Source organism: Dactylosporangium sp. CA-052675 (genome assembly GCF_050947935.1).
Taxonomy (GTDB): Bacteria; Actinomycetota; Actinomycetes; order Mycobacteriales; family Micromonosporaceae; genus Dactylosporangium.
The window spans coordinates 8387031-8413877 of sequence record NZ_CP192010.1 but is presented as its reverse complement, the minus strand read 5'-3'; the positions used below and the strand labels follow the sequence as shown (position 1 = coordinate 8413877).

Annotated in this window: 25 protein-coding genes and 1 tRNA gene; 16 read left to right on the top strand and 10 right to left on the bottom strand. The window is 73.7% G+C overall.

The features are described from left to right. Nucleotides 1-11 precede the first annotated feature (11 nt). The 5 genes from ACQP1P_RS37325 (at nt 12) to ACQP1P_RS37305 (ending at nt 4850) form a co-directional block, all read left to right on the top strand. Nucleotides 12-647 carry a hypothetical protein gene (locus ACQP1P_RS37325; protein WP_433078432.1) on the top strand — a complete coding sequence of 212 codons (636 nt, stop codon included), beginning with the start codon at nt 12-14 and terminating at the stop codon, nt 645-647. 55 nt (nt 648-702) lie between these two features. After that, the gene (locus tag ACQP1P_RS37320; RefSeq protein ID WP_433078430.1) at nt 703-1545 is read left to right on the top strand and encodes a hypothetical protein; all 843 of its coding nucleotides are present in this window, start codon (nt 703-705) and stop codon (nt 1543-1545) included. Nucleotides 1546-1568: 23 nt separating this feature from the next. Further along, complete coding sequence (locus ACQP1P_RS37315; protein WP_433078428.1) at nt 1569-2483, top strand: hypothetical protein; 915 nt, start codon at nt 1569-1571, stop codon at nt 2481-2483. A 112-nt stretch (nt 2484-2595) separates the two neighbouring features. Further along, nucleotides 2596-4038: a flavin-containing monooxygenase gene (locus ACQP1P_RS37310; protein ID WP_433078426.1), complete on the top strand. Its 1443-nt coding sequence runs from the start codon at nt 2596-2598 to the stop codon at nt 4036-4038. Continuing rightward, nucleotides 4035-4850, top strand: a complete 816-nt coding sequence (locus tag ACQP1P_RS37305; protein ID WP_433078424.1) for an alpha/beta fold hydrolase — start codon at nt 4035-4037, stop codon at nt 4848-4850. The genes ACQP1P_RS37310 and ACQP1P_RS37305 overlap by 4 nt, the downstream gene beginning before the upstream one ends. Here ACQP1P_RS37305 and ACQP1P_RS37300 read toward each other — a convergent pair. From ACQP1P_RS37300 to ACQP1P_RS37290, 3 genes are read right to left on the bottom strand one after another with little or no spacing between them, the layout of a single operon-like run. Then, a complete protein-coding gene (locus ACQP1P_RS37300; RefSeq protein ID WP_433078422.1) occupies nt 4801-5877 on the bottom strand; it encodes a Zn-dependent alcohol dehydrogenase in 1077 nt (358 codons plus the stop codon). The two genes, ACQP1P_RS37305 and ACQP1P_RS37300, sit on opposite strands and share 50 nt — an antisense overlap. Continuing rightward, nucleotides 5874-7223 (bottom strand): aldehyde dehydrogenase family protein, encoded by a 1350-nt coding sequence (locus ACQP1P_RS37295; protein ID WP_433078420.1) that lies wholly within the window; start codon nt 7221-7223, stop codon nt 5874-5876. Before ACQP1P_RS37295 ends, ACQP1P_RS37300 begins: the two co-directional genes overlap by 4 nt. Before the next feature lie 14 nt (nt 7224-7237). Next, nucleotides 7238-8389, bottom strand: coding sequence for an acyl-CoA dehydrogenase family protein (locus tag ACQP1P_RS37290; RefSeq protein ID WP_433078418.1), 1152 nt, complete (start codon nt 8387-8389; stop codon nt 7238-7240). Between the two features lie 45 nt (nt 8390-8434). On the opposite strand from ACQP1P_RS37290, the gene ACQP1P_RS37285 reads away from it, so the two are divergent. The 7 genes from ACQP1P_RS37285 to ACQP1P_RS37255 all read left to right on the top strand — a co-directional run bounded on the left by ACQP1P_RS37285 (nt 8435) and on the right by ACQP1P_RS37255 (nt 15274). Next, nucleotides 8435-9064: a TetR/AcrR family transcriptional regulator gene (locus tag ACQP1P_RS37285; RefSeq protein WP_433078416.1), complete on the top strand. Its 630-nt coding sequence runs from the start codon at nt 8435-8437 to the stop codon at nt 9062-9064. Nucleotides 9065-9203: 139 nt separating this feature from the next. Then, entirely contained in the window at nt 9204-9824 is a 621-nt protein-coding gene (locus ACQP1P_RS37280) for a TetR/AcrR family transcriptional regulator (protein WP_433078414.1), read from the top strand. A 19-nt stretch (nt 9825-9843) separates the two neighbouring features. After that, entirely contained in the window at nt 9844-11622 is a 1779-nt protein-coding gene (locus tag ACQP1P_RS37275; protein ID WP_433078412.1) for a bifunctional metallophosphatase/5'-nucleotidase, read from the top strand. 38 nt (nt 11623-11660) lie between these two features. Then, nucleotides 11661-12647 (top strand): aldo/keto reductase, encoded by a 987-nt coding sequence (locus ACQP1P_RS37270; RefSeq protein ID WP_433078410.1) that lies wholly within the window; start codon nt 11661-11663, stop codon nt 12645-12647. After that, complete coding sequence (locus ACQP1P_RS37265) at nt 12641-13714, top strand: carboxylate-amine ligase (protein ID WP_433078408.1); 1074 nt, start codon at nt 12641-12643, stop codon at nt 13712-13714. Before ACQP1P_RS37270 ends, ACQP1P_RS37265 begins: the two co-directional genes overlap by 7 nt. A 13-nt stretch (nt 13715-13727) precedes the next feature. Then, entirely contained in the window at nt 13728-14339 is a 612-nt protein-coding gene (locus ACQP1P_RS37260; RefSeq protein ID WP_433078407.1) for an HAD family hydrolase, read from the top strand. Further along, nucleotides 14336-15274: a TAXI family TRAP transporter solute-binding subunit gene (locus ACQP1P_RS37255; RefSeq protein ID WP_433078405.1), complete on the top strand. Its 939-nt coding sequence runs from the start codon at nt 14336-14338 to the stop codon at nt 15272-15274. The genes ACQP1P_RS37260 and ACQP1P_RS37255 overlap by 4 nt, the downstream gene beginning before the upstream one ends. 6 nt (nt 15275-15280) lie before the next feature. On the opposite strand, the gene ACQP1P_RS37250 is transcribed toward ACQP1P_RS37255, so the two are convergent. Beyond that, complete coding sequence (locus ACQP1P_RS37250) at nt 15281-16657, bottom strand: ATP-binding protein (RefSeq protein ID WP_433078403.1); 1377 nt, start codon at nt 16655-16657, stop codon at nt 15281-15283. After that, nucleotides 16654-17319 (bottom strand): response regulator transcription factor, encoded by a 666-nt coding sequence (locus ACQP1P_RS37245; RefSeq protein ID WP_433078401.1) that lies wholly within the window; start codon nt 17317-17319, stop codon nt 16654-16656. The genes ACQP1P_RS37250 and ACQP1P_RS37245 overlap by 4 nt, the downstream gene beginning before the upstream one ends. A 97-nt stretch (nt 17320-17416) precedes the next feature. On the opposite strand from ACQP1P_RS37245, the gene ACQP1P_RS37240 reads away from it, so the two are divergent. Beyond that, entirely contained in the window at nt 17417-18007 is a 591-nt protein-coding gene (locus ACQP1P_RS37240; RefSeq protein WP_433078399.1) for a hypothetical protein, read from the top strand. A gap of 114 nt (nt 18008-18121) precedes the next feature. Here ACQP1P_RS37240 and ACQP1P_RS37235 read toward each other — a convergent pair whose 3' ends face one another. From ACQP1P_RS37235 to ACQP1P_RS37220, 4 genes are all read right to left on the bottom strand, one after another. Then, a complete protein-coding gene (locus ACQP1P_RS37235) occupies nt 18122-18877 on the bottom strand; it encodes a hypothetical protein (protein WP_433078397.1) in 756 nt (251 codons plus the stop codon). A gap of 183 nt (nt 18878-19060) precedes the next feature. Beyond that, nucleotides 19061-21118 carry a hypothetical protein gene (locus ACQP1P_RS37230; RefSeq protein WP_433078395.1) on the bottom strand — a complete coding sequence of 686 codons (2058 nt, stop codon included), beginning with the start codon at nt 21116-21118 and terminating at the stop codon, nt 19061-19063. Between the two features lie 78 nt (nt 21119-21196). Continuing rightward, nucleotides 21197-22084: a hypothetical protein gene (locus ACQP1P_RS37225; RefSeq protein ID WP_433078393.1), complete on the bottom strand. Its 888-nt coding sequence runs from the start codon at nt 22082-22084 to the stop codon at nt 21197-21199. A 6-nt stretch (nt 22085-22090) separates the two neighbouring features. Then, nucleotides 22091-23362 (bottom strand): sensor domain-containing phosphodiesterase, encoded by a 1272-nt coding sequence (locus tag ACQP1P_RS37220; RefSeq protein WP_433078391.1) that lies wholly within the window; start codon nt 23360-23362, stop codon nt 22091-22093. Nucleotides 23363-23429: 67 nt separating this feature from the next. On the opposite strand from ACQP1P_RS37220, the gene ACQP1P_RS37215 reads away from it, so the two are divergent. Further along, nucleotides 23430-24245: a spermidine synthase gene (locus ACQP1P_RS37215; protein ID WP_433078389.1), complete on the top strand. Its 816-nt coding sequence runs from the start codon at nt 23430-23432 to the stop codon at nt 24243-24245. A 384-nt stretch (nt 24246-24629) separates the two neighbouring features. On the opposite strand, the gene ACQP1P_RS37210 is transcribed toward ACQP1P_RS37215, so the two are convergent. Next, nucleotides 24630-24706, bottom strand: a tRNA-Leu gene (locus ACQP1P_RS37210). Nucleotides 24707-24813: 107 nt separating this feature from the next. On the opposite strand from ACQP1P_RS37210, the gene ACQP1P_RS37205 reads away from it, so the two are divergent. Together ACQP1P_RS37205 and ACQP1P_RS37200 are read left to right on the top strand one after the other, a co-directional pair. Then, nucleotides 24814-25401 (top strand): ANTAR domain-containing response regulator, encoded by a 588-nt coding sequence (locus ACQP1P_RS37205; RefSeq protein ID WP_433078387.1) that lies wholly within the window; start codon nt 24814-24816, stop codon nt 25399-25401. A gap of 153 nt (nt 25402-25554) precedes the next feature. Beyond that, nucleotides 25555-26847: an ABC transporter permease subunit gene (locus tag ACQP1P_RS37200; RefSeq protein ID WP_433078385.1), complete on the top strand. Its 1293-nt coding sequence runs from the start codon at nt 25555-25557 to the stop codon at nt 26845-26847.

The window sequence follows — 26847 nt, the reverse complement described above, 5'->3', positions numbered from 1 at the left end:
GTGGTACCCACATGAACTCCACGACCATCACGATCGGCCTGGTGGTGCTGGCCCTGGCGGTCGGCGGCTGGATTCTGCTGCGCGGCGGCAAGGAGGACGAGGAGGAGCTGGAGGAGACGGCCACGGCCCCGGCCGCCCCGGTGGCCCAGCCTCGCCCGCCGTCCCCCACGGCCGGCGCCGCGCCCGTGGCACCGGGGGGCACGCCGATGGCCCCGGCGATGGGCCAGGCCGCCGCGCCGATGGCCCAGCCGCAGGCGATGGGGCAACCGCAGGCGATGGGGCAGCCGATGGCCCCGGCGATGGGTCAGAGCGTCCCGTCGATGGCCCCGGCCGCGGCGCCGATGTCGTCGGTGCCGTTCGGGGGGACCGGCTTCGCGGTGACCGCGCCGCTGACGAGTGAGGCGCACGCGTACGAGGTGCGCACCCGGTGGCAGGAGCTCCAGCTGCGCTTCGTCGACGACCCGCAGACCGCGGCCGGGGAGGCCGAGCGGCTCGTGGACGACGCCCTCGCCGGGGTGACCGCCTCGCTCAACGCGCGCAAGGACCAGCTCAGCAACTGGCGGGCGTCCGGCCGGGACGACACCGAGCAGCTCCGGGCGGCCGTTCACGGCTACCGCGACTTCCTGAATCACCTAGTCGGCGCATGAACCCCGTTTGAGCGAGGGTGATGGGCGGGAATACCTCCATTGAAGGAGGACCGCCATGACAGCCACCCAAGTATTGGTCACGATCATTGTCCTGGTCGTGATCGCCGCGCTCGGCTACGGCATCTGGTTCGTCACCCGGCGGCGGGCCCTGCAGAACCGGTTCGGCCCCGAGTACGACCGGGCCGTAGCCGAGGGGGACAGCCGCCTCGCCGCCGAGCGCGAGCTGCGTGAGCGCGAACGGCGCCACGCCGAGCTCGAGATCAAGGAGCTCTCCCCGGAGTCCCGGGCCCGGTACACCAGCAAGTGGGAGGAGATCCAGGCCCGGTTCCTGGACGACCCGTCCGGCGCCGTCCGCGACGCCGACGCCCTGGTGACCGAGCTGGTCGCCGAGCGCGGGTACCCCACCGGCGACTACGAGCAGCACCTCGCCCACCTGTCCGTCGAGCACGCCCGCACCCTCGGGCACTACCGCGACGCCCACGAGATCTCCCAGCTCTCGGACCGCGGCGAGGCCACGACGGAGCAGCTGCGCCAGGCCGTCGTGCACTACCGCACGCTCTTCTCCGAGCTCCTCGGCACCGACGTCACCCCCGGCGCCGGGCACCACGACGCCGCCCATGACGGTGCCGCCCATGACGGTGCCGCCCGTACTGACGCGGTCCGTGGCGGCGCCGCCGACACGGTCGCCGACCGGCCGGCCGACCGCGAGGACCACGCCGAGGCCGCCGCCCGCGCGGCCGAGCACGACGCCGAGCACGTCACCGGGTTCGACGACCCCGAGGCGCGCCACGACGCCGAGCTCCACCGCGCCGACGACGACGACGCCCTTGACGGCGTGCCCGCCCAGCGCACCGGCGGCCGCCTGCCGCATCAGCACGACACCCGCAGCCGGTCGTAGGGCCGGGGAAGGATCTTTCGGCGATGACGCAGCAGGAGCAGCACCAGACGTACGTGCCGGGGCAGCGCGACGGCGAGCGCGAGGACGAGAGCGTGGCGGTCGGCACCGCGCACGCCCCCTACTCGGACGAGGACCGCGAGCCGTACTCGGACGAGGAGAGCTACCCGGGCGCGACGTACGCGTCGGGCTCGGCCGACCCGGACCTGGCCGACCGCGACGACGTCGAGGTGGTCGACCGCGACGAGGCCCTGGCCGAGGAGGAGCGCGACGACGAGACCCGGGCGATCGACCGGGACGAGGTCGACGCGGCCTACGACGACGCGGTCCGCGAGCACGAGGACCACGACGCCGAGACCGATGACGTCGACGCCGAGTCCACCGAGACCACGGATGCGGTCGACGCCGGGGTGGTGGACGGCGAGGTCGTGGACGCCGAGGTGGTTGACGACGAGGACGAGCGCGACGAGGACCGGGTCGCGACCGCCGAGGCGCGCGAGGACCGCGAGTGGGCCGCGGAGCACGCGACCCAGATCCGCGCGGGCTCGACGGATCTCGACGAGCCCGCGGCGGCCGACGAACGGCTGGTCGAGGCCGGGGAGGGCGTAGGGGAGAGCGAGCCGGTCGAGCGTGAGCCGGTGGCCTCGACGCCGGGGTCCGTGGACGTGACGGCCGTCGGGGCGGTGTGGGCCGACGGCGCCGTCGACGGCCTGCGCGACCGCTGGCGGGAGCTGCAGCTGCGCTTCATCGACGACCCCCGCTCGGTCGCCGACGAGGCCGACGCGCTGGTCGGCGAGGCCGTCGAGACGATCACGAACGCCCTGCAGGCCCAGCGTCGCGACCTCGCGAACTGGCAGCACGAGCCCGGCGACGACACCGAGCGCCTGCGCGCGGCCGTGCGCGGCTACCGCGACTACCTGGACCGCCTGCTCGGCATGTGATCCGGCAAACGCACTGCGAAACGCGGAAGGCCCGCCCCCGTGGCGGGCCTTTTGTCATGCCGGACCCGATGGTACCGTCCCTTGGTACCGGACAGTACCAAGGGGGCCGCCAATGCATACGCGCATCGCGATCATCGGCGCGGGCTTCGGGGGCCTGGGCGCCGCCATCCGGCTCAAGCAGCGTGGCCGGACGGACTTCGTCGTGTTCGAGCGCGCCGACGAGCTCGGCGGGACCTGGCGCGAGAACAGCTACCCGGGCTGCGCCTGCGACGTGCCCAGCCAGGTGTACTCCTTCTCCTTCGCCCTCAACCCGCGCTGGACGAGCACCTACTCCCCGCAGGACGAGATCTGGGCCTACCTGCGCGCGTGCGCCGACCGCTTCGGCGTGCGCCCCGCGATCCGCTTCGGCACCGAGGTGCGCGCCGCCGCCTGGGACCGCGGCCGCTGGCGCATCGAGACGTCGGCCGGCACGTGGACGGCCGACGTGCTCATCGCCGCCGGCGGGCCGCTCAACGAGCCGGTGATCCCGAAGCTGCCCGGCCTCGAGACGTTCCGCGGCGAGGCGTTCCACTCCGCCCGCTGGAACCACGACGCCGAGCTGGCCGGGCGCCGGGTCGCGGTGATCGGCACCGGCGCGTCGGCGATCCAGATCGTCCCCGCGATCCAGCCCGTCGCCGGGACGCTCACCCTGTTCCAGCGCACCCCGGCGTGGGTGATGCCCCGGGGCGAGCGCCGCCTGCGGCCGTGGGAGCAGCGGATGTACGGCCGGATCCCCGGCGTCCAGCGGCTCGTGCGCGCCCTCGCGTACTGGCAGATCGAGGCGACGGTGCTGGCCTTCCTGCGCCCGGCGCTCATGCGGCTGGCCGAGCGGGCGGCGCTGGCGAACCTGCGCAAGGCCGTGCGCGACCCGGGGCTGCGGGCCCGGCTCACCCCGGACTACCGGATGGGCTGCAAGCGCGTGCTCAAGTCCGACGACTACTACCCGGCCCTGGCGCGCGACAACGTCGAGGTCGTCACCGACGCGATCGCCGAGGTCCGCCCGCACGCCGTCGTCACCCGCGACGGCACCGAGCACCCGGTCGACGTCATCGTCTTCGGCACCGGCTTCCGGGTGACCGACCTGCCGATCGCCGAGCGCATCCGCGGCCGCGACGGCCGCAGCCTCGCCGAGCACTGGCAGGGCAGCCCGCAGGCGTTCCGCGGCACCACCGTGGCCGGCTTCCCGAACCTCTTCCTGCTGCTGGGGCCCAACACCGGCCTCGGCCACAACTCGGTCGTGCTGATGATCGAGGCCCAGATCGCCTATCTCCTCGCCGCCCTCAAGACCCTGGACCGCAAGGGCATCCGGGCGCTGGAGCCCCGCCCCGAGGCCCAGGCGCGCTTCGTGGCCCGGGTCGACCGCCGCATGGCCGGCACCGTCTGGGCGACCGGCTGCCGCAGCTGGTATCTCGACTCCACCGGCCGCAACTCGACCCTCTGGCCCGGTTCGACGTGGGCGTACCGCCTGATGATGCGCCGCTTCGACCGCGACGCCTACCGGGAGGTGACCGCATGACGGTCCACTTCGTCCGCCGGGGGGACGGCGAGCCCCTGGTGCTCATCCACGGCATCGGGCACCACTGGCGGGCGTGGGAGCCCGTGCTCGACCGCCTCGCCGAGCGCCACGACGTGATCGCGCTGGACCTGCCCGGCTTCGGCCGCTCGCCCGCCCCCGCCGTGAACCGGGGCATGCCGACCGCCGTCGCCGCGCTGGGCGAGCTCTTCGCCGGCCTCGGCCTCGACCGCCCGCACGTGGCCGGCAACAGCCTCGGCGGCGCGATCGCGCTGGAGCTGGCCGCGGCCGGCCTGGCGCGCTCGGCGACCGCGCTCTCCCCGGCCGGCTTCGCCACCCCGGCCCAGGTGCGCCGGGCCCTGCGGACGCTGCGGAGCATGCGCCTCGGCGCGTTCACCCCGGCGCCGGTGCTGCGCGCGTTCTACCGCACCGCGTTCGGCCGCCGGCTCTCCTTCGCCCCGCTCGTCAGCGACACGTCGTACTTCACGCCCGAGCGGGCCCTGGCCGACACCCTGGCCCTGCGCGGCGGCAAGGGCTTCGCGGCGGTGGCCCGGCACGGGGCGACCTACGCGTTCACCGGCGACCCGGGAACGGTCCCGATCACCGTCGCGTGGGGCGACCGGGACCGGATCCTGCGGCCCGTGCAGGCCCGGCGGGCCCGGGAGGTCCTGCCGGGCGCGTGCTTCGTGGACCTGCCCGGCTGCGGGCACGTGCCGATGAGCGACGACCCGGACGCCGTGGTCCGGGTCGTGCTCGGCACGGTCGCTAGAACCGGATCAGCGTCCGCGCTCCCTGACCGGCCCGCATCCGGCTGAACGCCTCGCCGACGCCGGACAGGTCCACCTCGTCGGAGACGAGCGCGGCCAGGTTCAGCCGGCCGGCCCGGTAGTGCTCCAGCAGGATCGGCACGTCGACGGCGGGGTCGGTGCTGCCGTACATGCAGCCGACGATGGTCCGGGCGAAGAACGCGACCTCGAGGGCGTTGAACGTCACGGGGTCCTGCGCCGAGCCGAGCCCGACCACCGTCGCGGTGCCGCCGCGGCGGGTGGCGGACCAGGCGGCCCGGATGGTCTCCCCGCGCCCCACGCACTCGATCGCGTGGTCGGCGCCGAGCCCGCCGGTGAGCGCCCGGATCTCCTTGGCCAGCCCGGCGTGGGGGGCCAGGACGTGCGTGGCGCCGAGCGAGCGGGCCAGCTCCTCCTTGGCCGGGGCCGGGTCCACCGCGATGATCTCCGACGCGCCGGCCAGCCGGGCGCCCTGGATCGCGGCCAGCCCGACGCCCCCGAGCCCGATGACGGCGACCGTCTGGCCCGCCTGGACCCGGGCCGCGTTCGTGACCGCGCCGACGCCGGTGATCACGGCGCAGCCGAGCAGGGCGGCCTCGGCGAGCGGGATGTCGGCCGGGACCGGGATGCACGCGTGCGCGCCGAGCACCGTCTCGGCCGCGAACGCGCCGGTGCCCAGGCCCGCGTAGACCGGCTCCCCGCCCACCGTGGCGAAGGGCACCGCGCGGGCGTCGTCGGCGTGCAGGCACAGGTAGGGCTCGCCGTGCTCGCAGTACCAGCAGGCGCGGCACGGCGGCGACCAGTTCAGCACCACATGGTCGCCGGCGGCGATGTCCGTGACGCCCTCGCCGACCTCGACGACGACCCCGGCGCCCTCGTGGCCGAGCACGGCGGGCAGCGGCTGGCGCAGGGTGCCGTCGGCCAGCGACAGGTCGGAGTGGCAGACCCCGGCGGCGGCGAGGCGCACCCGCACCTGCCCGGGGCCGGTCGGGTTGAGCTCGATCTCCTCCAGGGCCAGCGGCCCGTCGAGCGAGCGCATCACCGCGGCCCGGGTCACAGCTGCACCGACTTCACGGCGGTGAACTCGTCGTAGCCGTGCACCCCGAGCTCGCGGCCGTAGCCCGAGTGCCCGATGCCGCCGAACGGCGCGAGCGGGTTGAAGGCGCCGCCGTTGATGTCGACCTGGCCGGTGCGCATGCGCCGGGCGAAGGCCACCGCCCGGTCGCGGTCGGCGGACCAGACCGCGCCGGCCAGCCCGTACTTGGTGGCGTTGGCGATGCGCACGGCGTCGTCCTCGTCGCGGTACCGGATGATCGACAGCACCGGCCCGAAGATCTCCTCCTGGGCGATGGCGTCGGCGGGGTCGACGCCCGCGAAGACGACCGGGGCCACGTAGTAGCCGACGGGCGGCACCTCGCCGCCGCCGAACGCCATCGTCGCCCCGTCCCGCCGCCCGCGCTCGATGTAGCCGAGCACCCGGTCGCGCTGCGCCGCGGAGGCGAGCGGGCCCAGGCGGGTGGCCGGATCGGCGGGGTCGCCGACGGTGTATTTCGCCGCGGCCGCCACCGCCAGCTCCACGGCCTCGTCGTGGCGGGACTCGGGCACGAGCATCCGCGTCCAGGCCGTGCACGTCTGGCCCGAGTTGAGGTAGCAGTTGCCGATGCCGACCTTCACCGCGGCGGCGAGGTCGGCGTCGGGCAGGATCACGTTGGCCGACTTGCCGCCGAGCTCGAGCGCGACCCGGGTGACGTTGGCGGCGGCGAGCGCGGCGACCTTGCGCCCGGCGGCGGTGGAGCCGGTGAACGAGATCAGGTCGATGCCCGGGTGCCCGGCCAGGGCCGCGCCCGCCGGGTCGCCGTAGCCGTGGACCACGTTGTAGACCCCGTCGGGGATCCCGGCGGCCCGCACCAGCTCGGCGAGGCGGTTGGCCGACAGCGGGGCGACCTCGCTGGGCTTGTGCACCACCGTGTTGCCGGCCGCGAGCGCGGGCGCCACCTTCGCGACCGTCTGGTGCAGCGGGTAGTTCCAGGGCGTGATCGCCCCGACGACGCCGACGGGCTCGCGGTACACCTCGGAGTTGCCGATGCGCTCGGGCTCCTCCGGGCGGCGCAGCAGCTCGACCATCGAGCCGAGGGTGGCCAGCGGCAGCCCGACCTGCACCTTGCGGGCGATCGCCAGCGGCGCACCCATCTCGGAGCTGATCAGCTCGGCGAGCTCGGGCGCGGCGGCGGTCATGGCGTCCAGCAGCGCCTGGAGGCGATCGGCCCGTTCGGCGCGGGGGAGGGCGGCCCAGGCGGGCTGCGCGGCGCGGGCGGCCGCGACGGCGCCCGAGACGGTGTCGGCCGAGCCGGGCGGGACGGAGCCGACGACCTGTTCGGTGGCGGGATTGACGACGTCGATCACGGTGCTGGGCCCCTTTACGCGAACGCGCTCACGCCGGTGAGAGCACGGCCGATGATGAGCTTCTGGATCTGGCTGGTGCCTTCGTACACGGTAGTGACCCGCGCGTCGCGCAGGTACTTGCCCACGGGGTACTCGTCGATGTACCCGTAGCCGCCGAAGACCTGCAGGGCGGCGTTGGCCGCGCGGACCGCGGCCTCGCTGGCGTAGAGCTTCGCGGTCGAGGACTCGGTGGCGAACGGCTGCCCCCGGTCGATGAGGTCGGCGACCCGCCAGGTGAGCAGCCGCGCCGCGTCGGCCTCCACGGCGATGTCGGCGAGCAGCTGCTGCACGAGCTGGAACGACGCGATCTTCTTGCCGAACTGCTCGCGCTGGGTCGCGTAGCCGGTCGCCGCGTCCAGGCAGCCCTGGATGATCCCGACGCAGCCGGCGGCGAGCGACATCCGCCCCTTGGCCAGCGCCGCCATGGCGATCTTGAAGCCCTCGCCCTCCTCGCCGAGCAGGTTCGCGGCGGGCACGAACACGTCGTCGAAGCTGAGCATCGCGGTCGCCTGACCGCGCAGGCCGAGCTTGCCGTGGATCTCGGTGACCTCCAGGCCCTCGCTGGGCATCGGCACCAGGAACGCCGAGACGCCCTTCGGCCCGGGCCCGCCGGTGCGCGCGAAGACGAGCGCCACGCTCGCCCAGGTCCCGTTGGTGATGAACATCTTGGCCCCGTCGATCCGCCAGCCGCCGTCGACCCTGGTGGCGCGGGTGGCCAGGTTGCCGGCGTCGGAGCCGGTGTCGGGCTCGGTCAGCGCGAAGCAGGCCAGGTCCTCCCCGGAGCACAGCCGCGGCAGCCAGTGCGATCGCTGGCTCGCCGTCCCGCGCCGCAGGATCGTCTTGGCCACCAGCCCGAGCGAGACCGAGACGATCCCGCGCACCGACGAGTCGCCGCGGCCCAGCTCCTCCAGGACCAGGCAGTAGGTCAGGTGGTCGCCCCCGCTGCCGCCGTGCTCCTCGGGGATCGTGACGCCGAACAGTCCCAGGTCGGCGAGCTTCTTGACGATCCGCAGGTCGACCTGCTCGGCCCGGTCCCAGGCCGCCGCATGGGGCAGGATCTCGCGGTCGGTGAACTCGGCGGTCATGCGCCGGACGGCCTGCTGCTCGTCGCTGAGGGTCAGATCCATAGCCTGATTCCTTAACTAACGCTGTTAGTTTCTAGGATCGTACTCATGGTCCGTCCCCGAACGCCACTGCTGAGCCGCGACCGGATCGTCGAGGTCGCCACCGCGATCGTGGACGCGGAGGGCCTGGACGCCCTCTCGACCCGCCGCCTGGCCCGCGAGCTCGGCGTGCAGGCGCCGTCGCTGTACAACCACTTCGCCACGAAGGAGGAGATCGTCGACGCGATCGGCGACACCATCGTGGCCGGCGTCGACCTGTCGATGCTGGGCCGCGACCCCTGGCCGGCCGCGCTGCGCTCGTGGGCCCGCGCCTACCGGTCCGCCTTCCGCGCCCACCCGAACGTGGTCCCGTTCCTGGCCCGCGGCCCGGCCCGCCGCCCGGCGTCGCTGCGCCTGGCCGACGCGGTCTACGGCGCCCTGGTCGACGCGGGCTGGCCCCCGGCGCAGGCGACGCGGATCGGGGCGGCGATGCGGTACTTCGTGGCGGGCTCGGCGCTGGGCTCCTTCGCGCTCGGCTTCGTCGACGATCCGTCGCTGTACGCGGCCGACTACCCGCATCTGCGCGACGCGCACCGGCTGGCGGGGCGGCACACCCAGGTGGACGACTCGGCCTTCGAGCTCGGCCTGGACGCGCTGGTCGACGGCTTGGAGCGGCGGTTCGCCGAGCTGGAGCGCTGACCGGCCGGAGGGATCGCGTTCCCCGCGGGCATCGGGCGTTCCCGCCCGAGCACCGGCGGGCGTTCTGCGTTGGGTGCGCCAAGGAATCGGGCGCGGATCCGAGCCTTGGAAAGCGAGCGTTCGCTCTACTATCAGGGACATGCCCCGCGTCTCCGAAGCGCACCTCGCCGCACGCCGTGAGCAGATCCTCGATGCCGCCACGCGGTGCTTCCTGCGCAACGGCTTCCACCAGACCTCGATGCAGGACGTGATCAAGGAGGCCGGGCTCTCGGTCGGGGCGTTCTACCGGTACTTCAACAGTAAAGCCGAGCTCATCCGCGCCATCGCCGAGGAGAAGGTCGGCAGCATCCTCGACACCCTGGAGCAGCTGCTCGCCCAGGACCCGCCCCCGGCCCTGCCCGAGGCCTTCGCCGAGCTCATCGGGCAGGTCGACCGCAACCTCGGCGGCGGCGGGCCGGTGCGCATCGCGGTGCAGGTCTGGGGCGAGGCCGCCTACGACCCCGCGTTCGCCGAGCTGGTCGGCGGCATCTACGGCCGCATCCGGACCAGCGCCACGGCGCTGGTCGAGCGGCAGCGCGACGCCGGGCTCGTCGATCCCGACGCGGACCCGGCCGCGGTGGCCGCGGTCGTCATGGGGCTGGTGCAGGGGTACGTCATCCAGCACGTCCTCGCCGGAAGCGTGGACAATGCCACATATCTGCACGGGATCCGGTCATTGATCGGCGGTTATGGTGCTCGGGACGCCCACGAGGCGGATTGATCACCATGGAAGGCGTGACATGACCAACCTCTCCCGGCGCGGGGTCCTCGCGGCCGCCGCGGCCGCGGCGGCCGCCCCGTTCGTCGCCGGCCCGGCGGCCGAGGCGCACCCGAGCGGCCCGAAGACCTGGGACCTGACCCTGCTGGGCACCTCCGACACGCACGGCAACGTCTACAACTGGGACTACTACCGCGACGCGGAGTACGACGACAGCGCCCACAACGACGTCGGGCTGGCCAAGGCCGCGACGGTCGTGAACACGATCCGGGCCGAGCGGCGCGGCAAGGCGACCCTCGTGCTCGACGCCGGCGACACCATCCAGGGCACGCCGCTGGCGACGTACTACGCCAAGCAGGAGCCGATCACCACCACCCACGAGCGGCACCCGATGGCGCGGGCGATGAACGTCATCCGCTACGACGCCGTGACGCTGGGCAACCACGAGTTCAACTACGGGCTGCCGCTGCTGGACCTGTGGATCCGCCAGCTCGGGTTCCCGGCCCTGGCCGCGAACGCCGTGAACGCCAGGACGGGGCGGCCGGCCTTCACGCCGTACGTCATCAAGAAGGTCGACCTCGGCCAGGGCGCGCCCAACCTGCGCGTCGGCATCCTCGGCCTGACCAACCCCGGCGTGGCCATCTGGGACCGGGCCAACGTCGAAGGGAAGCTGCGCTTCGACGACATGGTGGCGACCGCGGCGAAGTACGTGCCGGAGATGCGCCGCCGCGGGGCCGACATCGTGCTCGTCAGCGCGCACGGCGGCGACAGCGGTACCAGCAGCTACGGCCCCGAGCTGCCCAACGAGAACCCGTCGGCGCTCATCGCCGCGCAGGTGCCGGGCATCGACGCGATCCTGTTCGGCCACGCGCACAACGAGGTGCCGCAGCGCTTCGTGACCAACACGGCGACCGGCGCGCAGGTGCTGCTGTCCGAGCCGTCGAAGTGGGGCCAGCGGGTCACCCGGATGGACTTCACGCTCAGCCGCGAGCGTGGCCGCTGGCAGATCACCAGCAAGGCGGCCTCGACCATCAACACCAACGCGTACGCGGCCGACCCCGTCGTGCTCGCCGCGGTGAAGGCCCAGCACAACACGACCGTCGCCTACGTCAACCAGGTCGTCGCGACCTCGACGCAGGAGCTCTCGGCGGCCGAGTCGCGCTACAAGGACACGCCGATCCTCGACTACATCAACAAGGTGCAGACCGACACCGTGGCCGCGGCCATGGCCGGCGGGCAGTACGCGTCGCTGCCGGTGCTGTCGATCGCCGCGCCCTTCTCCCGCACCGCGCTGTTCCCGGCCGGGCAGGTGAAGATCAAGGACGTCGCGGGGCTCTACATCTACGACAACACGCTCGAGGCCGTCGTGCTCACCGGGGCCGAGGTGCGGGCCTACCTCGAGTACTCGGCGAAGTACTTCGTGACGCTCGCCCCGGGCGCCCCGGTGGACCCGGCCACGATCAGCGACCCGTCGGTGCCGGACTACAACTACGACACGCTCTCGGGCGTGGAGTACGACATCGACATCTCCAAGCCGGTCGGTCAGCGCATCACCCGGCTCGTGCACCCCGGCACCGGCGCCCCCGTCGGCGACGCCGAGCAGTTCGTCGTCGCGGTGAACAACTACCGGCGCTCCGGGGGCGGGAACTTCCCCGGGATCGTCAAGACGCAGGTGTACAACGCGCAGCAGGAGATCCGCCAGCTGCTCATCGACTGGGCCCAGGCCAAGGGCTCCATCGATCCCGCGGACTTCTTCGTCGCCAACTGGAAGCTCGTGCGTGCGGGAACCCCCGTGTTCTAGCCGGGCGGCGTGATCCGGTGCGCCTTAGGGTGGTCTCCATGCTGGAGAGGATTCTGGGGCGCACCGGCGTCCCCGTCGGTGTCGTCGGGCTCGGCGCGTGGCAGCTCGGCGCCGACTGGGGACGCGTGGACGAGGACGAGGCGATCGCGACCCTCAGCGCCGCGCACGAGGCGGGCGTGACGTTCATCGACACCGCGGACGTGTACGGCGACGGGCGCAGCGAGCGCCTCGTCGGGCAGTTCGTGCGCTCGCTGCCGCCGGACCGGACGGTCACGGTGGCGACCAAGATGGGGCGGCGGGTGCCGCAGGAGGCGCCCAACTACAACCTCGACAACTTCCGCGCCTGGAACGACCGCTCGCGGGAGAACCTCGGCGTCGACACCCTCGACCTGGTGCAGCTGCACTGCCCGCCGACCGAGGTCTACCACACCGACGCCGTGTTCGACGGGCTGGACGAGATGGTCGCCGAAGGGCGCATGAAGGCGTACGGCGTGAGCGTCGAGACCACCGCCGAGGCCCTCGCCGCCATCGCCCGGCCCAACGTGGCCACCGTCCAGATCATCTTCAACCTGCTGCGGCTCAAGCCGCTCGACGAGGTCCTCCCGGCGGCCGAGAAGGCCGGGGTCGGCATCATCGCCCGGGTGCCCCTGGCCAGCGGGCTGCTCTCCGGGCGGTACGACGAGCAGACCACCTTCGCGGCCGACGACCACCGGACGTACAACCGCCACGGCGAGGCCTTCGACCAGGGCGAGACCTTCTCCGGCGTCGACTACGGCACCGGCCTGCAGGCCGTGCGCCGCCTGGCCGCGCTCAGGCCCGAGGGCGCCACCATGACCCAGTTCGCGCTGCGCTGGATCATCGACCACCCCGCCGTCTCCGTGGTCATCCCGGGCGCCCGCAACGCCGAGCAGGCCCGCGGCAACGCCGCGGCCGCCGCGCTCGCGCCGCTGCCGGCGCAGACCCACGACGCGGTCGCCCGCGTCTACGACGACCTCGTGCGTGAGTCGGTGCACGGCCGGTGGTAGCCGTCGGGGACACCATCGGTGTCGAGGAGGAGTTCCACGTCGTCAACGGCGAGACCGGCGACCTCGAGCCGGCCGCCCGCCGGGTCCTGCGCGGCGCCGACGCCGAGCCGGAGCTGCACCGGTCGATGGTCGAGACCGCCAGCGCCGTGCACACCGGCCTGACCGCGCTGCGGGCCGACCTGGCCGAGAAGCGGCGCTCGCTCGTGGAGGCGTCCGCCCGGCACGGGCTGGCCATCGTCGCCGCCGGCACCGTGCCGAGCTCCGGGAGCACGCCCAGCCGGGTGTACCCGAACGAGCGCTACGAGCGCATGGCCCAGGAGTACATGCAGCTCGTCGACGAGCAGCAGGTGGCCGCGTGCCAGGTGCAGGTCGGGGTGCCGGACCGGGACCAGGCCGTGCGCATCACCCGGCGCATCCGGGAGTGGCTGCCGACCCTGCTCGCGCTCAGCGTCTCCTCGCCGTACTTCGCCGGCCAGGACACCGGCTACGCCAGCTACCGCACGATCGTCACCTCGCGCTGGCCCACCGTCGGGCCGCCGCCGGACCTGGACTCGGCGGCGCAGTACGAGCGGGTCGTCGCCACCCTCGTGGAGAGCGGCGTGATCAGCGACGCCGGGATGGTGTACTTCGACGCCCGCCCGTCGGCCCGCTACCCGACGGTCGAGGTGCGCGTCGCCGACTCCTGCCCCGACCTCGACGACGTGGTGCTGCTGGCCGCGCTGGCCCGGGCCCTGGTCACCGTCGCCGCCGAGGAGGACGACGCCGGCCGGCCGCTGCCGGAGGCGCCGCAGGTCCTGCTGCGCGCGGCCACCTGGCGCGCGGCCCGCTCCGGCCTCGGCGGGCACCTCGTCGACCCGACGACCCGCACCGCGGTCCCGGCCGGGGTCCGCATCGACGCGCTCCTGCGGCACGTGCGCCCGGCGCTGGAGGCCCGCGACGAGTGGGACACCGCGCTGGAGCTCCTGTCCGCCCTGCGCTCCCGGGGGACCTCCGCCCACCGGCAGCGCCAGGCGGGGTCGCAGCGGGAGGTGGCGCTCGCCCTCGCCGCCGAGACCGCGAAGGGGTGACTACCCTCGGGGCATGACGCACAGGGGTCTGCTGGTCGACTGGGGCGGTGTGCTCACCACCGACGTGTTCGCGTCGTTCGACGCGTTCTGCGCGCGGGAGGGGCTGGCGCCCGGGACCGTTCGCGAGCTCTTCCGCGCCGATCCCCGGGCGCGGGAGCTGCTCGCCGGGCTCGAGGACGGCACGCTGCCCGAGGCCGGGTTCGAGGCCGGGTTCGCCGCGCTGCTCGGGCCCGGCGTCGCCGCCGAGGGGCTCATCCCGCGGCTCATGGGCGAGGCCGGGGAGGACGTGGCGATGCTGGACTTCGTGCGGGCCGCCCGCGACGCCGGCATCCGCACCGGGCTCATCTCGAACTCGTGGGGGCTCGACCGGTACGACCGCGTCCTGCTCGGCGAGCTCTTCGACGGCGTCGTGATCTCCGCCGAGGTCGGGCTGCGCAAGCCCGCGCCGGAGATCTACGCCCTCGGGGCCGAGGCGGTCGGGCTGGACCCGGCCGAGTGCGTCTACGTCGACGACCTGCCCGGCAACCTCAAGCCCGCCCGCGCGCTGGGCATGACCACGCTGCACCACCGGGGCGCGGCCGCGACCATCGAGGCGCTGCGGCCGCTGCTGGGCCTGCCGGCATGAGACGCCGGACGCTGCTGGGCCTGGCCGCGGCCGGGCCGGCGGCGCTCGCCCTGCCGGGGCTGGCCGGCTGCGACGACGACGGGGCCGAGGCCACCGGCGACCTGCGCATCGCCACGGGCAGCCCGGGCGCCGTGTACTACCGCTACGGCACGGCGATCGCCGAGCTGTGCAAGCGGTACCTGCCCAACGTGCACGCGAGCGTGCTGACCACGGCGGCGTCGCAGTACAACGTGCAGAGCGTGCTCGACGGCACCGCCGACGTGGCGTTCACCCAGGCCGACATCGCCGCGGACAACGAGCAGAGCCACCCGAAGCAGCTGTGCGCCCTGGCCCGCCTCTACGACGACCACATCCACGTCGTCGTCGCGGCCGCCAGCCGGATCCGGCGCCTGCAGGACCTCACGGGCCGCAAGGTCTCGATCGGCGCCGAGGGCTCCGGCACCGCGATCACCGCCGCCCGGGTGCTGGAGGTCTCGCACGTCACCGTCGACGCGCAGCCGCTCGGCCTCGACGACTCGGTAAAGGCGCTGCGGGCGGGGACCATCGACGCGTTCTTCTTCTCCGGCGGCCTGCCGGTCGCGGCCATCGCCGACCTGGCCCGCACGTTCCCGATCGCCCTGCTGCCGCTGGAGGAGTCGGTGCAGCTGCTGCGCGGGGAGTACGGCGACTACTACGCCGAGCGGGTGGTGCCGGCCTCGACGTACACGGGCATCACGGCCACCGTGGCCATCGGCATCGCCAACTACCTCGTGGTGCGGCTGTCGATGAGCGAGCCGCTGGCGTACGGCGTGACCCGCCTGCTCTTCGAAGGCCGCGACGAGCTCGCGAAGGCCCACCAGGCGGCCGCGCGGCTGAACATCCGCTCCGCCATCTCGACCCCGCCGCTGCCGCTGCACCCGGGCGCGATCCGCTACTACCGCGACCAGAAGGCCTAGCGCGGGTCACAGCGCGGCGGGGAACCAGACCCGGGCGTGCAGGCCCGACGGCTCGTTGGGCAGCAGGTCGAAGCGGCCGCCGGAGGCGTCGACGAGCACGGCGACGATCGGCAGGCCCAGGCCGCTGCCGTCGACGTTCTGGGCGTCCGGGGCGCGCCAGAAGCGCTCGGTCGCCATGTCGCGCTGCTCCTCGGTCAGGCCCGGGCCGTTGTCGATCACGTGGAGGGCCACGCCGTGGTCGTCGGCGTTGGGGCGTACCGTCACCGTCGTCCCGGGCCCCGAGAACTTCACCGCGTTGTCGATGAGCGCGTCCAGGGCCTGGTCGATCGCGGTGCGCACGGCGCGGGCCCGCAGCGGCCGGGCCGGGCGCACGTACCGCAGCGTGATGTCCTTCTTCGCGGCCACCGGCTGCCAGGCCAGCACCCGGGCCCAGGCGGTCTCGCCCGCGTCGAAGTCGGCGAGGTCGTACTTGCCCCGCTCGGCCCGCGCCAGGGCGAGCAGGCTGTCGAGCACCTCGCCGAAGCGCTCCGCCTCCTCCAGCGCGAGCCGGTGGCCCTCGATCGCCTGCGGGTCGGCGAGGTCCGCGCCGAGGTCCTCGACGCGCAGGCGCAGCGCCGTCAGCGGGTTGCGCAGCTGGTGGCTCGCGTGCGAGACGAACGCGCGCTGCCGCTCCAGGGCGTCGGCGACGGTCTCCGCCATCTCGTTGAAGGCGCTGCCGAGGCGGCGCAGCTCCGGCGGGCCGTCGGCGGCCGGGACGCGCACCGCGTAGTCGCCGGCCGCGAGCTCGTGCGCGGCCGAGTCGAGCTCGGCGACCGGCCGCAGCGTCCAGCGCGCCAGCGACCAGGCCGCGACGATGCCGGCGAAGAGGACCACGAGCCCGCCGCCGGCCAGGATGCCCCAGGCGCTGCCGACGCCGTTGGCGTTGCTGCGGGTCGGCGAGACGGTCACGACGGCGCCGATCACCTCGCCGCCCCGGCCGACCGGCACCGCGACGACGAGCGGCTGGGTGCGCCAGGGCCAGATCGTGCCGTCCTCGCTCGCCTCCCGGCCCTCCAGCGCGCGGCGGGCCTGGCGCACCACGTTGCCGTCGGCGAGGCGCAGGTCGGGGCGGGAGCCGACGACCTGGTGCGCGTCCTGGTCCACGACCACGGCCGCCACCCCGTAGACGTCGTCGTAGCGGGTCAGCTCGGCGGCCAGCTCCGCGGTGTCGGTGTCGCGCAGGGCCGGCTCGGCGAGCGTGGCGAACCGCGTCGCGTCGGCGAGCCGGTCCGCGACCAGCCGCTGGGTGTCCCGTCCCGCGAGCGAGATCGCCAGCGGTACCTCCAGCGCCGCCAGCACCAGCAGGAGCAGCACGAGGTACACGGAGACCAGTCGGACCCTCATGGCGCGAGGCGGTAACCGACGCCGCGCACGGTCTGCACGAGCCCGGGCACGTCGAGCTTCGCGCGCAGCGAGCCGACGTGGACGTCGAGGGTGTGCCGCCCGACGAAGCTCGTCTGCCAGACGGCGAGGATCAGCCGGTCGTAGGACACCACGACCCCCGGCGTGCGGGCCAGCACCGCGAGGATCTCGAACTCCTTGCGGGTCAGCGACACGTCCCGCCCGCCGGCGACCACCCGGCGCGCGGCCACGTCCACGGTGACCGGCCCGGCCGTGAGCACCTCGCTCGGCGGCGGCGCGGCCCGGGCGGCCCGGCGCAGCACCGCCTCGATGCGCGCGTTGAGCTCGGCCATCGAATACGGCTTCACCACGTAGTCGTCGGCGCCCGTCTGCAGCCCGACGACCCGGTCGCGCTCCTCGGCCCGGGCGGTCACGGCGATGATCGCGACGCTCTCGTCCTTGCGGCGCAGCGTTCGGCACACGTCGATGCCGTCGCCGTCGGGCAGGTTGAGGTCGAGCAGCACCAGATCGAAGGGCTCGCCCGCGAACGTGTCGAGGGCCGACTGGGCGGTCGGGCAGTGCACCACCTCGTGCCCGCGCCGGCGCAGGGCCGTGGCCAGGGCGGCCGCCACCCGTGCGTCGTCTTCCACCAGCATCACCCGCATCGTGGGCCCATGGTACGGGAGGGTCACCTTCAAGAGTTCGTCAAGGAACCGGGGCGGACCCTCCCGCAGGCGGGCGCCTGTTTGCCACGGTTGTGCGGTGGACATCGTGCCGAGCGGCGAGCGTTACCGGGCCTCGACCGTCGCCGCGTTCGAGGCGGCCGTGCTGGTGCGATGTACTGGGGTGTGTGGAGGTGGAGGCCGTGCCCGGGCGCTGGGGGGCTCCCGGGCACGATCTCTCGACGGCGTCCTGGCGGAGTTCAACCGCGGCGCGGCGGCCGAGCGGCTCGCCGAGCTGCTGACCGCGGCGGGGCGCACGGCGAGCGTGCACCGGTACACGGCCGGCAACCGCCACCGGTACGAGATCTTCCGCGTCTTCGGCGACCCCGGAGCCGGGCAGTTCCTGGACCGCGCGTGGGCGCAGGGGTACACCGATCTGTGCGCCGTGCCCACCGAGCCACGCTCGACCCGCCAGGTCCGCCACTCCCGCCGCTTGGCCGAGGCCGCCTGGCGCGGGGTGCTCCTGGTCTCGGGCCCGGCGCGCAGCGGCTCGCCGGGGCTGCGCGTGGCCGACTTGGACACCGCGACGGTACTCATCCGCGCGGGCCGGATGATGGCGCTGCCGGTGCGCATGTCGACCCGCCCGGGCGGCCAGCTGCTGCTGGTCATGCCCACTGCGGCCGCCGCCTGAGGCCGGCCCGCCGCTGCGGGCGGCCGCTCGACCCACGAGCCAGGTCAGCAGGAGCTGGGCGAGGGGCCTTCGCTCTTGCGAGAACCGGTGGCGTCTTCGATGAGAACCGGGGCGTCAGGTCGATCGGCGTTGCGCCGGCGTGACGGTGACCTGCGGTGCGGTTCCGGGATCGTCGCGAAAGGCCAGCCCGGCCGAGTCCATCGCGGCTCGTAGGTGGCGCAGCGCGTAGGGCCCGACTCCGTGGAGTGCCCGCACCTCGGCCTCGCTGAGCTCGGCGACCTGTTCGAGGTTGACCACGCCGCGTGAGGTGAGCGCCCGGGTCGCGGCCGCGCCCAGGTGTGGCAGCGGGACGCCCGGCTCCGGCGCCGGCCGGTCGGAGGCCGGCCGTGGATGACCCTCGTGATCCAGGACGGCGGCGCCGCGCGGCGAAAGCCGGTAGCCGATGTCGAGCGATTCGGTCAGGCCGCGCTCCTTCAGCTTGCGCACGTTCTGTTTGAACGCCGGGGTGTCGTACCCCATTCGCCGTGCGAGGTCGGGCGCCCGGGTGGCCGGCAGTTCGTCGATCAGCAGCAGCGTCGCCCGAGTCCAGGGCCCGGCCGGCGAGGCGCGGTCGAGCCGATCGAGCCACGCGACGATCGCGTCGATCTCCGCGGCATCGGGCAACGATTCCCGCAGGGCGTGCCGCGGGTCCGCGCCGGCGTACCGCAGCCCGATCCGATACACCGGCCGCTCGGGGTGCAGAGCGTCCAGCCCCAGCCGGAGCGCGGCCAGCGACGCCGCGCCGGCCCGGCGGGCGTCGGCGGCCGACAGCGAACTCACCGCCACCCGGTCGACGGACGTGACCTCGACCAGTCCGACCGCGGTGCGCATCCGGGTGCCTACCTTGACCCGGGGCCGTTCCCACCGGCGGAACGCCAAATCGACATCGCCGGCACGGATCGCCGCCAGTTCCGCCGGACGCATCTGCATGCCCTAGTGCAACACATCGCCGCGCGCCCGGACCGCGGCAAGCGGCAAGCGTCCCGGTGCTCGGGCGGTTCTGCTGCCCACTGCCTAGAGGCGGGTCGCGCTGAAGATCATCGTGGTCATGACCACGCCGCCGGTGGAGGCGTTCGTCAGGACCAGGCGCGGGCTCAGCGAGGTGAACGGGTTCTCCTTGTCCACGTAGGTCGCCTTGCGGTTGCCGGTCGAGAACGCCGTCAGCTCGACCCCGCCGTCCCCCGTCGGCTTGCACGTCACCTGCAGCGGCGTCGAGGCGGTGGTCGGCGGGCCGGCGTTCTTGGGCTTGGCGGACGCGGCCACCTTGGGGTGCTGGTCCCCGGCGTGCTTGTAGATCTCGATCACCCCGTCGGCGGTGACCTCGAAGCTGTACCCGTTGGCGAGGTTCGACCCGTCGTAGCACCCGGCCCCGATGCGGGCCCCGCCGGCCGACTTGCCGATCGCGGCGAACTCGAGGTCGATGTTGAAGCCCGCGCCCGGCACGCTCAGCCGCTGCTCGGGGCCGGGGGCCACGCAGCGCACGTTGGGCTGCTCGGCGGTGATCCGCAGCGCGTCCGGCACCTCGATCCTGCAGCCGCCGGCCGGGCCCCAGGCCGCCTTCTGCTGCAGCGCCGCGACGGTCCGGGTGCCCTTGAGCGGCCACGGCCCGACGGACTGCAGCCAGCAGGCGATCACCGGCCGGGCGTGCCAGGCCTTGTCCAGCCCCGGCGGCAGCAGCGGCTTCTCCAGCGTCAGGAAGGACTGCCCGAAGGGGACGCCGAGGTAGTCGCCGTACGACTGCTCGCACATCGCCCGGGTCGCGATCTGCACCGCCTTCTCGCCGGGGTCGACGGTGAAGGGCAGGTGCCCGACGAAGGTGACCTCGCCGACGTGGGCGGCGTTGCACTGCGCGACGTACCGCAGCTGCGACGACCCGCCGATCCAGTCGAAGCACTCGCCGGCCTTGAGGTCGAACTGCTCCCCGGCGTAGGCGTCGGCCGCGGCGGTGGACGGCGCGGCGAGGGCCTTGGCGATGCGGTCCCCGTCGGCGTAGTCGGCGACCGGGAGCCCGTCGGCGAAGAGCTGCCGCAGCGACGGCGTGAGCCCGTCGACCGACAGGGTCGTGTCGTGCACCGCCTGCCGGTGGGTGGGGGAGAGCCCGGCGACGACGACCACGCGGCCGTTCTCGGTGCGCAGGAAGTACTCGTAGCCGTACCAGTGCCCGGCCCCGACGGCGCCGAGGGGCACCGCGACGGCGAGGGCGAGGGTGGCGTACCCGACGACGGTGCCCCAGGCCCGCCCGACCGACGCGGCGATGATCCCCGCGGCGACCCCGAGCACGCCGCCGAGCAGGGCGATCGCGCCGCCTGCGGACAGTACGAACGCCAAGGGCTCGGCGATGAGGAAGCCCAGGAGGCCTCCGGCCCGGGCGGCGCCCCCGTCGAGCACGTCCGGGTTGCCGCGCACGAGGTGTAGCAGGCCGAGCGTCGCCACGACGATGCCGGTGGCCCGGGTCAGCACCCGCTCGCGCAGCAACGCCAGGGTGGCGAGGCCGAGCGTGGCGAACTCGCCGGCGCGCCAGAGCCGCCGGTCGGCCACCGGGACGAGCAGGAGCCGCCAGGGCCAGGGCTCGCGGGGCAGGCGGGGGAGGGGCCAGGTGAGCAGGAGCGGCAGGACGGGCAGGGCGTAGGCGCCGTACCCCAGCAGGAACGTCGTCGCCGCGAGCGCCACCGCGTGCCCGGGGACCTGCGGCACCCACAGCAGCGCGGCCGGGACGAGCGCGACCGGCACGGTGATCGCGAGCCGCGCCCAGGACGGCCGGCGGGCCTTGGGCCGCTCCGGCGAGCGGCTGGGCTGGGTGATGTCGCCGGTGACGAGGTTGCGGCGCGGGCGGCGGTGCGCGCCCCACTCGGCGGCGGCCGCCCCCTGCCAGTCGGTGAGCGCGGCCCGCACCTGGTCGGCGGCGGCCAGCGCGAGCAGCAGCGCGATCACGAGCGTGAGGACGAGCCGCCAGGCGGGCGGCAGCGGGGCGAAGCCGAGCAGCGTGGACAGGCCCAGCGCCGCCCCGGTCGCGAGGACCAGCAGGGCGACCGCGGGGAGAGCGGCTTGGGCCCGCCGACCGGCCTCGGACATGGCTGGGAGCATGGCACCAGCCGTCACATCGTCGCAACCGGCCTAAAGCTGGCTTAAAACTCCGGCGTCACGATGGCGTCACATCTGCGTGTGCCCGGCCGCGCACGCGTCGATGACCGGCTTGAACGCGGCGACCTCGGCATCGGTGATCTTGAGTTCGGTGTAGAGCGGCGGGCCGCCGTCGAGACTGACCCAGGCCGGGAACACGTACGGCTTCTTGATCTCGGCGAGCGCGTGCGGGGTGCAGCGCTCCCCGTCGACGATGATCGGGATCCTCAGCTCGTCGGTCCCGGGCGGGAGCACGCCGTAGGGCTTCGGGGTCGCCTCCCGCAGCGGGACGGGCATGACCTCGAGCAGGATGCTGCCGACGAACTCCCGCAGCGTGATCGTGCCCTTGAAGCCGGTGCGCCGGACCACCACCGTGCCGTCGACCCAGCCGCTGGGCAGATGGGTCCAGGGGCCGAAGGTGAACGTCGCCTGGCGGTCGAGGTACGCCTGCTGGCAGTCGATCGCGAGGAACTTGTCGAGCATCGGGTTCGGATCGGCCAGCGGGAACCGCACGTCGCGAGCCGGGCCGTGCTCCGTGTGCACGCGCAGGGCCACGAACGAGGGGGCGGCGCGCGGCTTGAGCTCGTCGCCGGTGCAGACGCCCCGGCCGTACGACACCGGCACGTCGACCTGCAGCCCGCCCGGCGGCAGCCACGCGTCGGCCGTGACCGGCTCGGTGCCGGTGAACGACGGCGACCGCAGCTCGACCCGCTCGACCACGAGCCTCTCGGCCCCGTCGTTGTGCATCGAGATCTGCACGGTGTGCCGCACCTCGTCGACGCGCCCCTGGGTGAGCTCGACCCGGATCGGCAGCGCCGGACCGCCGGCCGCCGGGGCGGGTCGCGGTGCGTGCCCAGCCAGCGCCGCCCCGCCCAGCGAGACGAGCATCAGCAGCGCGACGACGAGCAGGCGCCTCATGGACGCCTATGTTGGCACAACCCACTGCAGGAGCGCACGGGCCGCGTCGAGGACCAGATCCCGGTCGTACGTCAGCGCGTAGGTGAACCGCCGCTGCTCCTCGGGGCCGGTGTCGGCCAGGTCCCGGGCCACGAGGGCGCCCGCGAAGTGCGGCCCGACCACGATGACGTTCCATTCGCCGCGCAGCGGGTCGTCGCCGGCCAGCGCGATCCCGCGCACGCCCTGCGCCGGCGCGCTCGGCAGCTCCGTAGCCAGCACCGTGACCAGGGACGCGTCGCGGGCCAGGGCCTGGTAGCGGCGGGCGGTCGCGGGCGTGAAGTGCCGTGCGTCCTGGAACGAGGCCAGCAGCATCGGCGGCTCGGCGGGATCGTGGGCCCGCGCCTCCAGGTAGTGGCTCAGCGGCAGCAGCATCCGCTTCGTCGCCTCGGCGGTGGGCCGGCGGGCGGCGACGAGCTCGTACGGGGTGCGGCCGCCGGGGGAGGCCGGCGCGACGACGAACGGGACGGTGGCCGAGCCGGGGCGGGTGCGCACGTCCGGCGGGAGCGGGCCGGGCCGGTCGAAGAGCCAGCCCTGCCCGAGCGTGGCCCCCATGCCCAGCGCGGCGTCGAGGTGTTCGCGGGTCTCCACGCCCTCGGCCAGCAGCACGGCGCCCGCGCGCTCGGCGTAGGCGACGACGGCGTTGACGACCCGGGCCGCGTCGCCGCGGGCGGGCCGCTGGGTCAGGTACTGGTCGAGCTTGACCACGTCGGGGTGGACGAACGGCATGACCGACAGCGACGCCGGCTCCGCGCCCACGTCGTCCAGGGCCACGCCCCAGCCCGCCCCGCGGCACGCCTCGGCCGCGGTGAGCAGCGCCGACGGGTCGTGGCCGATGGCCCGCTCGGTCATCTCGACCACCACCCGCAGCCGCAGCTGGGCGTCGAGGATCGTCGGGGCCAGGTCGGGCGGGCACGGTACGCCGAGCGCGGCGGGCTCGGCGTTGACGAAGAGCGTGACGCCGAAGGGCAGGCCGGCGTCGAGGGCGGCGCGGTAGGCGGCGGCCCGGCACACCCAGTCGAGCTCGGCGAGCCGCCCGCGCCCGGCCGCCGCCTCGAACAGCGGCAGCGGCTCCTCCCACGGGGTGCCGGCCGGGCCGCGGGTCAGCGCCTCGTAGCCGACGACCTCGTGCCGGCGGCGGTTCCAGGAGTCGAGTCGCACAATGGGCTGGAAGACAGTGGTGACCGCGCGGGCGTCGATGACGTCGTCGACCGTGCGGATGATGGTGGTGCGGCCCTCCATGTCCGCAGATTCGGCCGGTCCTGCCCTCAGCTGAGGGTTTCGCACCTGCACGGTAGGTTGTGCCCCAATGGGAAGCTGGCGGGAGATCGTCGACGGGATCGCCGAGAACGGGGAGTTCGGCGCGGCCCGCCTGGTCCGCGACCCCCGGCGCAAGGGCGGCTGGACGCTCCTCGTGGAGGAGGTGCAGCAGTCGTACGTCGATGTGCGCGACCCGACCCACCTGTACTTCGAGTACACCCGCCGCCTCGGCTCGGTCGTCGACGCCGCATTCCCGGAGGGCGAGCCGATCCGCGTGCTGCACCTCGGAGGCGGGGCGTTCACGATGCCGCGGTACGTCGCCGCGACCCGCCCGGGCTCCCCGCAGCTCGTGATCGAGCGCGACCGCCGCCTGGCCGCGTTCGTCCAGCGCATCCTGCCCCTGCCCGAGGACGCCTCGATCGAGCTGCTCTTCGGGGACGCCCGCGCGACCGTCGCCGGCCTCGAACCCGGCGCCTGGGACCTGATCATCGGCGACGTGTACGACGCCGCCCAGATGCCCGAGAGCGTCTCCGACGTCGGCTTCGCGGCCTCGGTGGCGCGCCTGCTCGCCCCCGGCGGCGTGTACGCCCTCAACGTCGCCGACCTCGCCCCGCTCAACTTCTCCCGGGGCCAGGCCGCGACCCTGCGCACCGTGTTCGCCGACGTGTGCCTGATCGTGCGGCCGGAGCTGCTGCGGGGGCGCCGCTTCGGCAACGTGGTCTTCGCCGCGGCGCTGGAGGCGGACCGGCTGCCGGTGCAGCGGCTGGCGGCGATCGCGGGCCGGGACCGGCAACCGGCCCAGGTCGTGACGGGGGCGGGCCTGGACCTGCTGACCGAGGGCGCGGAGCCGGTGCACCTCGACTGAACGTCCCTCGGGTCGCGTCGCTGCGCCGCCCTCACTCGCACTTCGTCGGCGGGTAGCCGATCGCAGGTGGCCGATCGGGGCGAGTCGCCACTCGGAGCCGTCGTCCGCGCCCCGCTCGCCGTGCCAGGGAGCCGACCTCGCCGAAGGCGTGCCATCGCAGCGGCAGGGTGGACCCCGCGCCCGATTTTTACCCCGGCGAGCGAAATATCCGACATGCAGGTTGGCGTGTCAGGGTCTCGCGACGGAGACGGGCGAGGTGCGTCCTGGGTGCTCGCTCGGGCCCGCGGAGATCGGCGCGACGCGTATCGAGTCGCGCGCGCGGTGGTACTTACGCAGGGCGGATGGTGTCCGGCGTCACGTTCTCGTGGGGCTTGTGTGCCGGTTTGGTGCCCCGGGTGGGATTCGAACCCACACTGTCGGAGGTTTGAGCTCCGTTCCTCTGCCGATTGGGATACCGGGACGAGTACGCCGCACTAGGGTACCCACTACTCTGATCGCGACGGTAACCGCCGTCGGACGCGTCGGATCGGATCGGGAGAGGCCAGTGGCCGAGGCACAGAGCCGTCGGGTGCTCATCGCGGAAGACGAGGCGCTCATCCGCCTCGACCTGCGCGAGATGCTCGTGGAGGAGGGCTACGACGTCGTCGGCGAGGCCGGCGACGGCGAGACGGCTGTCCGGCTCGCCGAGGAGCTCAAGCCCGACCTGGTGATCCTGGACATCAAGATGCCCATCATGGACGGGCTGGCGGCGGCCGAGAAGATCGCCGGCGGGCGGATCGCGCCGGTCGTCATCCTCACGGCGTTCAGCCAGCGCGACCTCGTGGAGCGGGCGCGCGCGGCGGGTGCGATGGCCTACCTGGTGAAGCCGTTCCAGAAGAGCGACCTGGTGCCGGCGGTGGAGATCGCCGTGTCGCGGTACGCGGAGCTGGCGGTGCTCGAGTCCGAGGTGGCCACGCTCACCGAGCGGCTCGAGACCCGCAAGGTCGTCGAGCGCGCCAAGGGCCAGCTCATGGCGACCTACGGCATGAACGAGCCGCAGGCCTTCAAATGGATCCAGCGCACCGCGATGGACCACCGCATGACGATGCGGGAAGTCGCCGATCGCATCATCGCCGAGACCGCCGGCGGAAACAGTACTGTAACCGCCGAGTCCTGACCTTTTACCTGCGCACGGCATGTTTGGTGGCGGCTTGCTCGACATCGAATAACGGCTTGGTAACGGCGCGCAAATGCCTTGCACCCCGGGCTATGATCCGCCAGTCCCGAGGGTCGGGATGCACCGTGAGTCACCGTTATTCGAGGAGCACCATTGCGTAGAGCCGTGATCATGCTCACGGCCTTCCTGGCCTGCGTGATGCTCTCCTTCGGCGTCGGCGCTACAAGCGCCTGGGCCGAGGGAGAGGCGTTGCAGGGAACGCTGAAGAACGGCGACGCACCCGTCGCCGGGGTCAAGATCAGTGCGTTCACCCAGGACGGCGCGTCCGTCGGCGTAGCAACCTCAGACGCTCAGGGCAAATGGACCATCGCCGTCCCCGGCCCCGGCCAGTACCGGGTCGACCTCGACGTGTCCTCGCTCCCGTCCGGTCTGACCGTGACCAACAACCGCCCGAGCCTGACGCCGACCGTGGCCGACGGGCAGGCCCGCAACGTGCTCTTCCCGCTCGGCGGGGCGGCCGGTGCCGCGGGCCAGAACAACCCGGGTGCCCCCAAGGCGCCGTCGAGCTTCGACCGCTACGCGGACCTGCTCTACACCGGCATCCACTTCGCGCTCATCATCGCGCTGGCCGCGCTCGGCGTCTCGCTGATCTTCGGCACCACCGGCCTGACCAACTTCGCCCATGGCGAGCTGGTCACCTTCGGCGCGCTGATGACCTTCCTGTTCAACGTGACCATCGGGCTGCCGCTGATCCTGTCGGGGCTCATCGCGGTCGTGATCGGCGCGGTGGCCGGCTACACCCAGGACCGGGTGTTCTGGGGCTGGCTGCGCCGGCGCCGGACCAACATGGTGACCACGATGATCATCTCGATCGGTCTGTCCCTCGCCCTGCGATACATCTTCCTGTACTTCTTCGGCGGCGAGGCCAAGTCCTTCGGGGAGTACAACGGCCAGCCCGGCCAGCAGTACGGGCCGTTCACCATCGCGCCGAAGAACCTCGTCTGCGACGCGATCGCCATCCTGGCCATCGTGGGCGTGTCCTGGGCGCTGCTCGGCACGCGGCTGGGCAAGGCGACCCGCGCGGTCGCCGACAACCCGGCCCTCGCCGCGGCCTCCGGCATCAACGTGGACCGCATCATCCGGCTGGTCTGGACGCTCGGCGGCGGTCTGGCCGCCCTGTCCGGCGTGCTGCTGGGGACCTACCAGAACGTCGGCTACCAGATGGGCTTCCAGATCCTGCTGCTGGTCTTCGCGGCCGTCACGCTCGGCGGCTTCGGCACGGCCTGGGGCGCCCTGGTGGGCAGCCTCGTCATCGGCCTGTTCGTCCAGCTGTCGACGCTGTGGATCCCGTCCGAGCTCAAGACCGTTGGCGCGCTCGCCGTACTGATCGTGATCCTGCTCTTCCGGCCGCAGGGCATCCTCGGCCGCCGGACCCGGATCGGCTGA

What these genes read in the sequence shown, in the direction of transcription:
- ACQP1P_RS37285 (WP_433078416.1), top strand. Translation starts at nt 8,435, where the DNA reads ATGGTCCGTCCCCGAACGCCACTGCTGAGCCGCGACCGGATCGTCGAG.
- ACQP1P_RS37310 (WP_433078426.1), top strand. Translation starts at nt 2,596, where the DNA reads ATGCATACGCGCATCGCGATCATCGGCGCGGGCTTCGGGGGCCTGGGC.
- ACQP1P_RS37315 (WP_433078428.1), top strand. Translation starts at nt 1,569, where the DNA reads ATGACGCAGCAGGAGCAGCACCAGACGTACGTGCCGGGGCAGCGCGAC.
- ACQP1P_RS37260 (WP_433078407.1), top strand. Translation starts at nt 13,728, where the DNA reads ATGACGCACAGGGGTCTGCTGGTCGACTGGGGCGGTGTGCTCACCACC.
- ACQP1P_RS37255 (WP_433078405.1), top strand. Translation starts at nt 14,336, where the DNA reads ATGAGACGCCGGACGCTGCTGGGCCTGGCCGCGGCCGGGCCGGCGGCG.
- ACQP1P_RS37235 (WP_433078397.1), bottom strand. Translation starts at nt 18,877, where the DNA reads ATGCGCACCGCGGTCGGACTGGTCGAGGTCACGTCCGTCGACCGGGTG.
- ACQP1P_RS37215 (WP_433078389.1), top strand. Translation starts at nt 23,430, where the DNA reads ATGGGAAGCTGGCGGGAGATCGTCGACGGGATCGCCGAGAACGGGGAG.
- ACQP1P_RS37275 (WP_433078412.1), top strand. Translation starts at nt 9,844, where the DNA reads ATGACCAACCTCTCCCGGCGCGGGGTCCTCGCGGCCGCCGCGGCCGCG.
- ACQP1P_RS37290 (WP_433078418.1), bottom strand. Translation starts at nt 8,389, where the DNA reads ATGGATCTGACCCTCAGCGACGAGCAGCAGGCCGTCCGGCGCATGACC.
- ACQP1P_RS37220 (WP_433078391.1), bottom strand. Translation starts at nt 23,362, where the DNA reads ATGGAGGGCCGCACCACCATCATCCGCACGGTCGACGACGTCATCGAC.
- ACQP1P_RS37230 (WP_433078395.1), bottom strand. Translation starts at nt 21,118, where the DNA reads ATGTCCGAGGCCGGTCGGCGGGCCCAAGCCGCTCTCCCCGCGGTCGCC.
- ACQP1P_RS37245 (WP_433078401.1), bottom strand. Translation starts at nt 17,319, where the DNA reads ATGCGGGTGATGCTGGTGGAAGACGACGCACGGGTGGCGGCCGCCCTG.
- ACQP1P_RS37305 (WP_433078424.1), top strand. Translation starts at nt 4,035, where the DNA reads ATGACGGTCCACTTCGTCCGCCGGGGGGACGGCGAGCCCCTGGTGCTC.
- ACQP1P_RS37280 (WP_433078414.1), top strand. Translation starts at nt 9,204, where the DNA reads ATGCCCCGCGTCTCCGAAGCGCACCTCGCCGCACGCCGTGAGCAGATC.
- ACQP1P_RS37270 (WP_433078410.1), top strand. Translation starts at nt 11,661, where the DNA reads ATGCTGGAGAGGATTCTGGGGCGCACCGGCGTCCCCGTCGGTGTCGTC.
- ACQP1P_RS37325 (WP_433078432.1), top strand. Translation starts at nt 12, where the DNA reads ATGAACTCCACGACCATCACGATCGGCCTGGTGGTGCTGGCCCTGGCG.
- ACQP1P_RS37320 (WP_433078430.1), top strand. Translation starts at nt 703, where the DNA reads ATGACAGCCACCCAAGTATTGGTCACGATCATTGTCCTGGTCGTGATC.
- ACQP1P_RS37225 (WP_433078393.1), bottom strand. Translation starts at nt 22,084, where the DNA reads ATGAGGCGCCTGCTCGTCGTCGCGCTGCTGATGCTCGTCTCGCTGGGC.
- ACQP1P_RS37250 (WP_433078403.1), bottom strand. Translation starts at nt 16,657, where the DNA reads ATGAGGGTCCGACTGGTCTCCGTGTACCTCGTGCTGCTCCTGCTGGTG.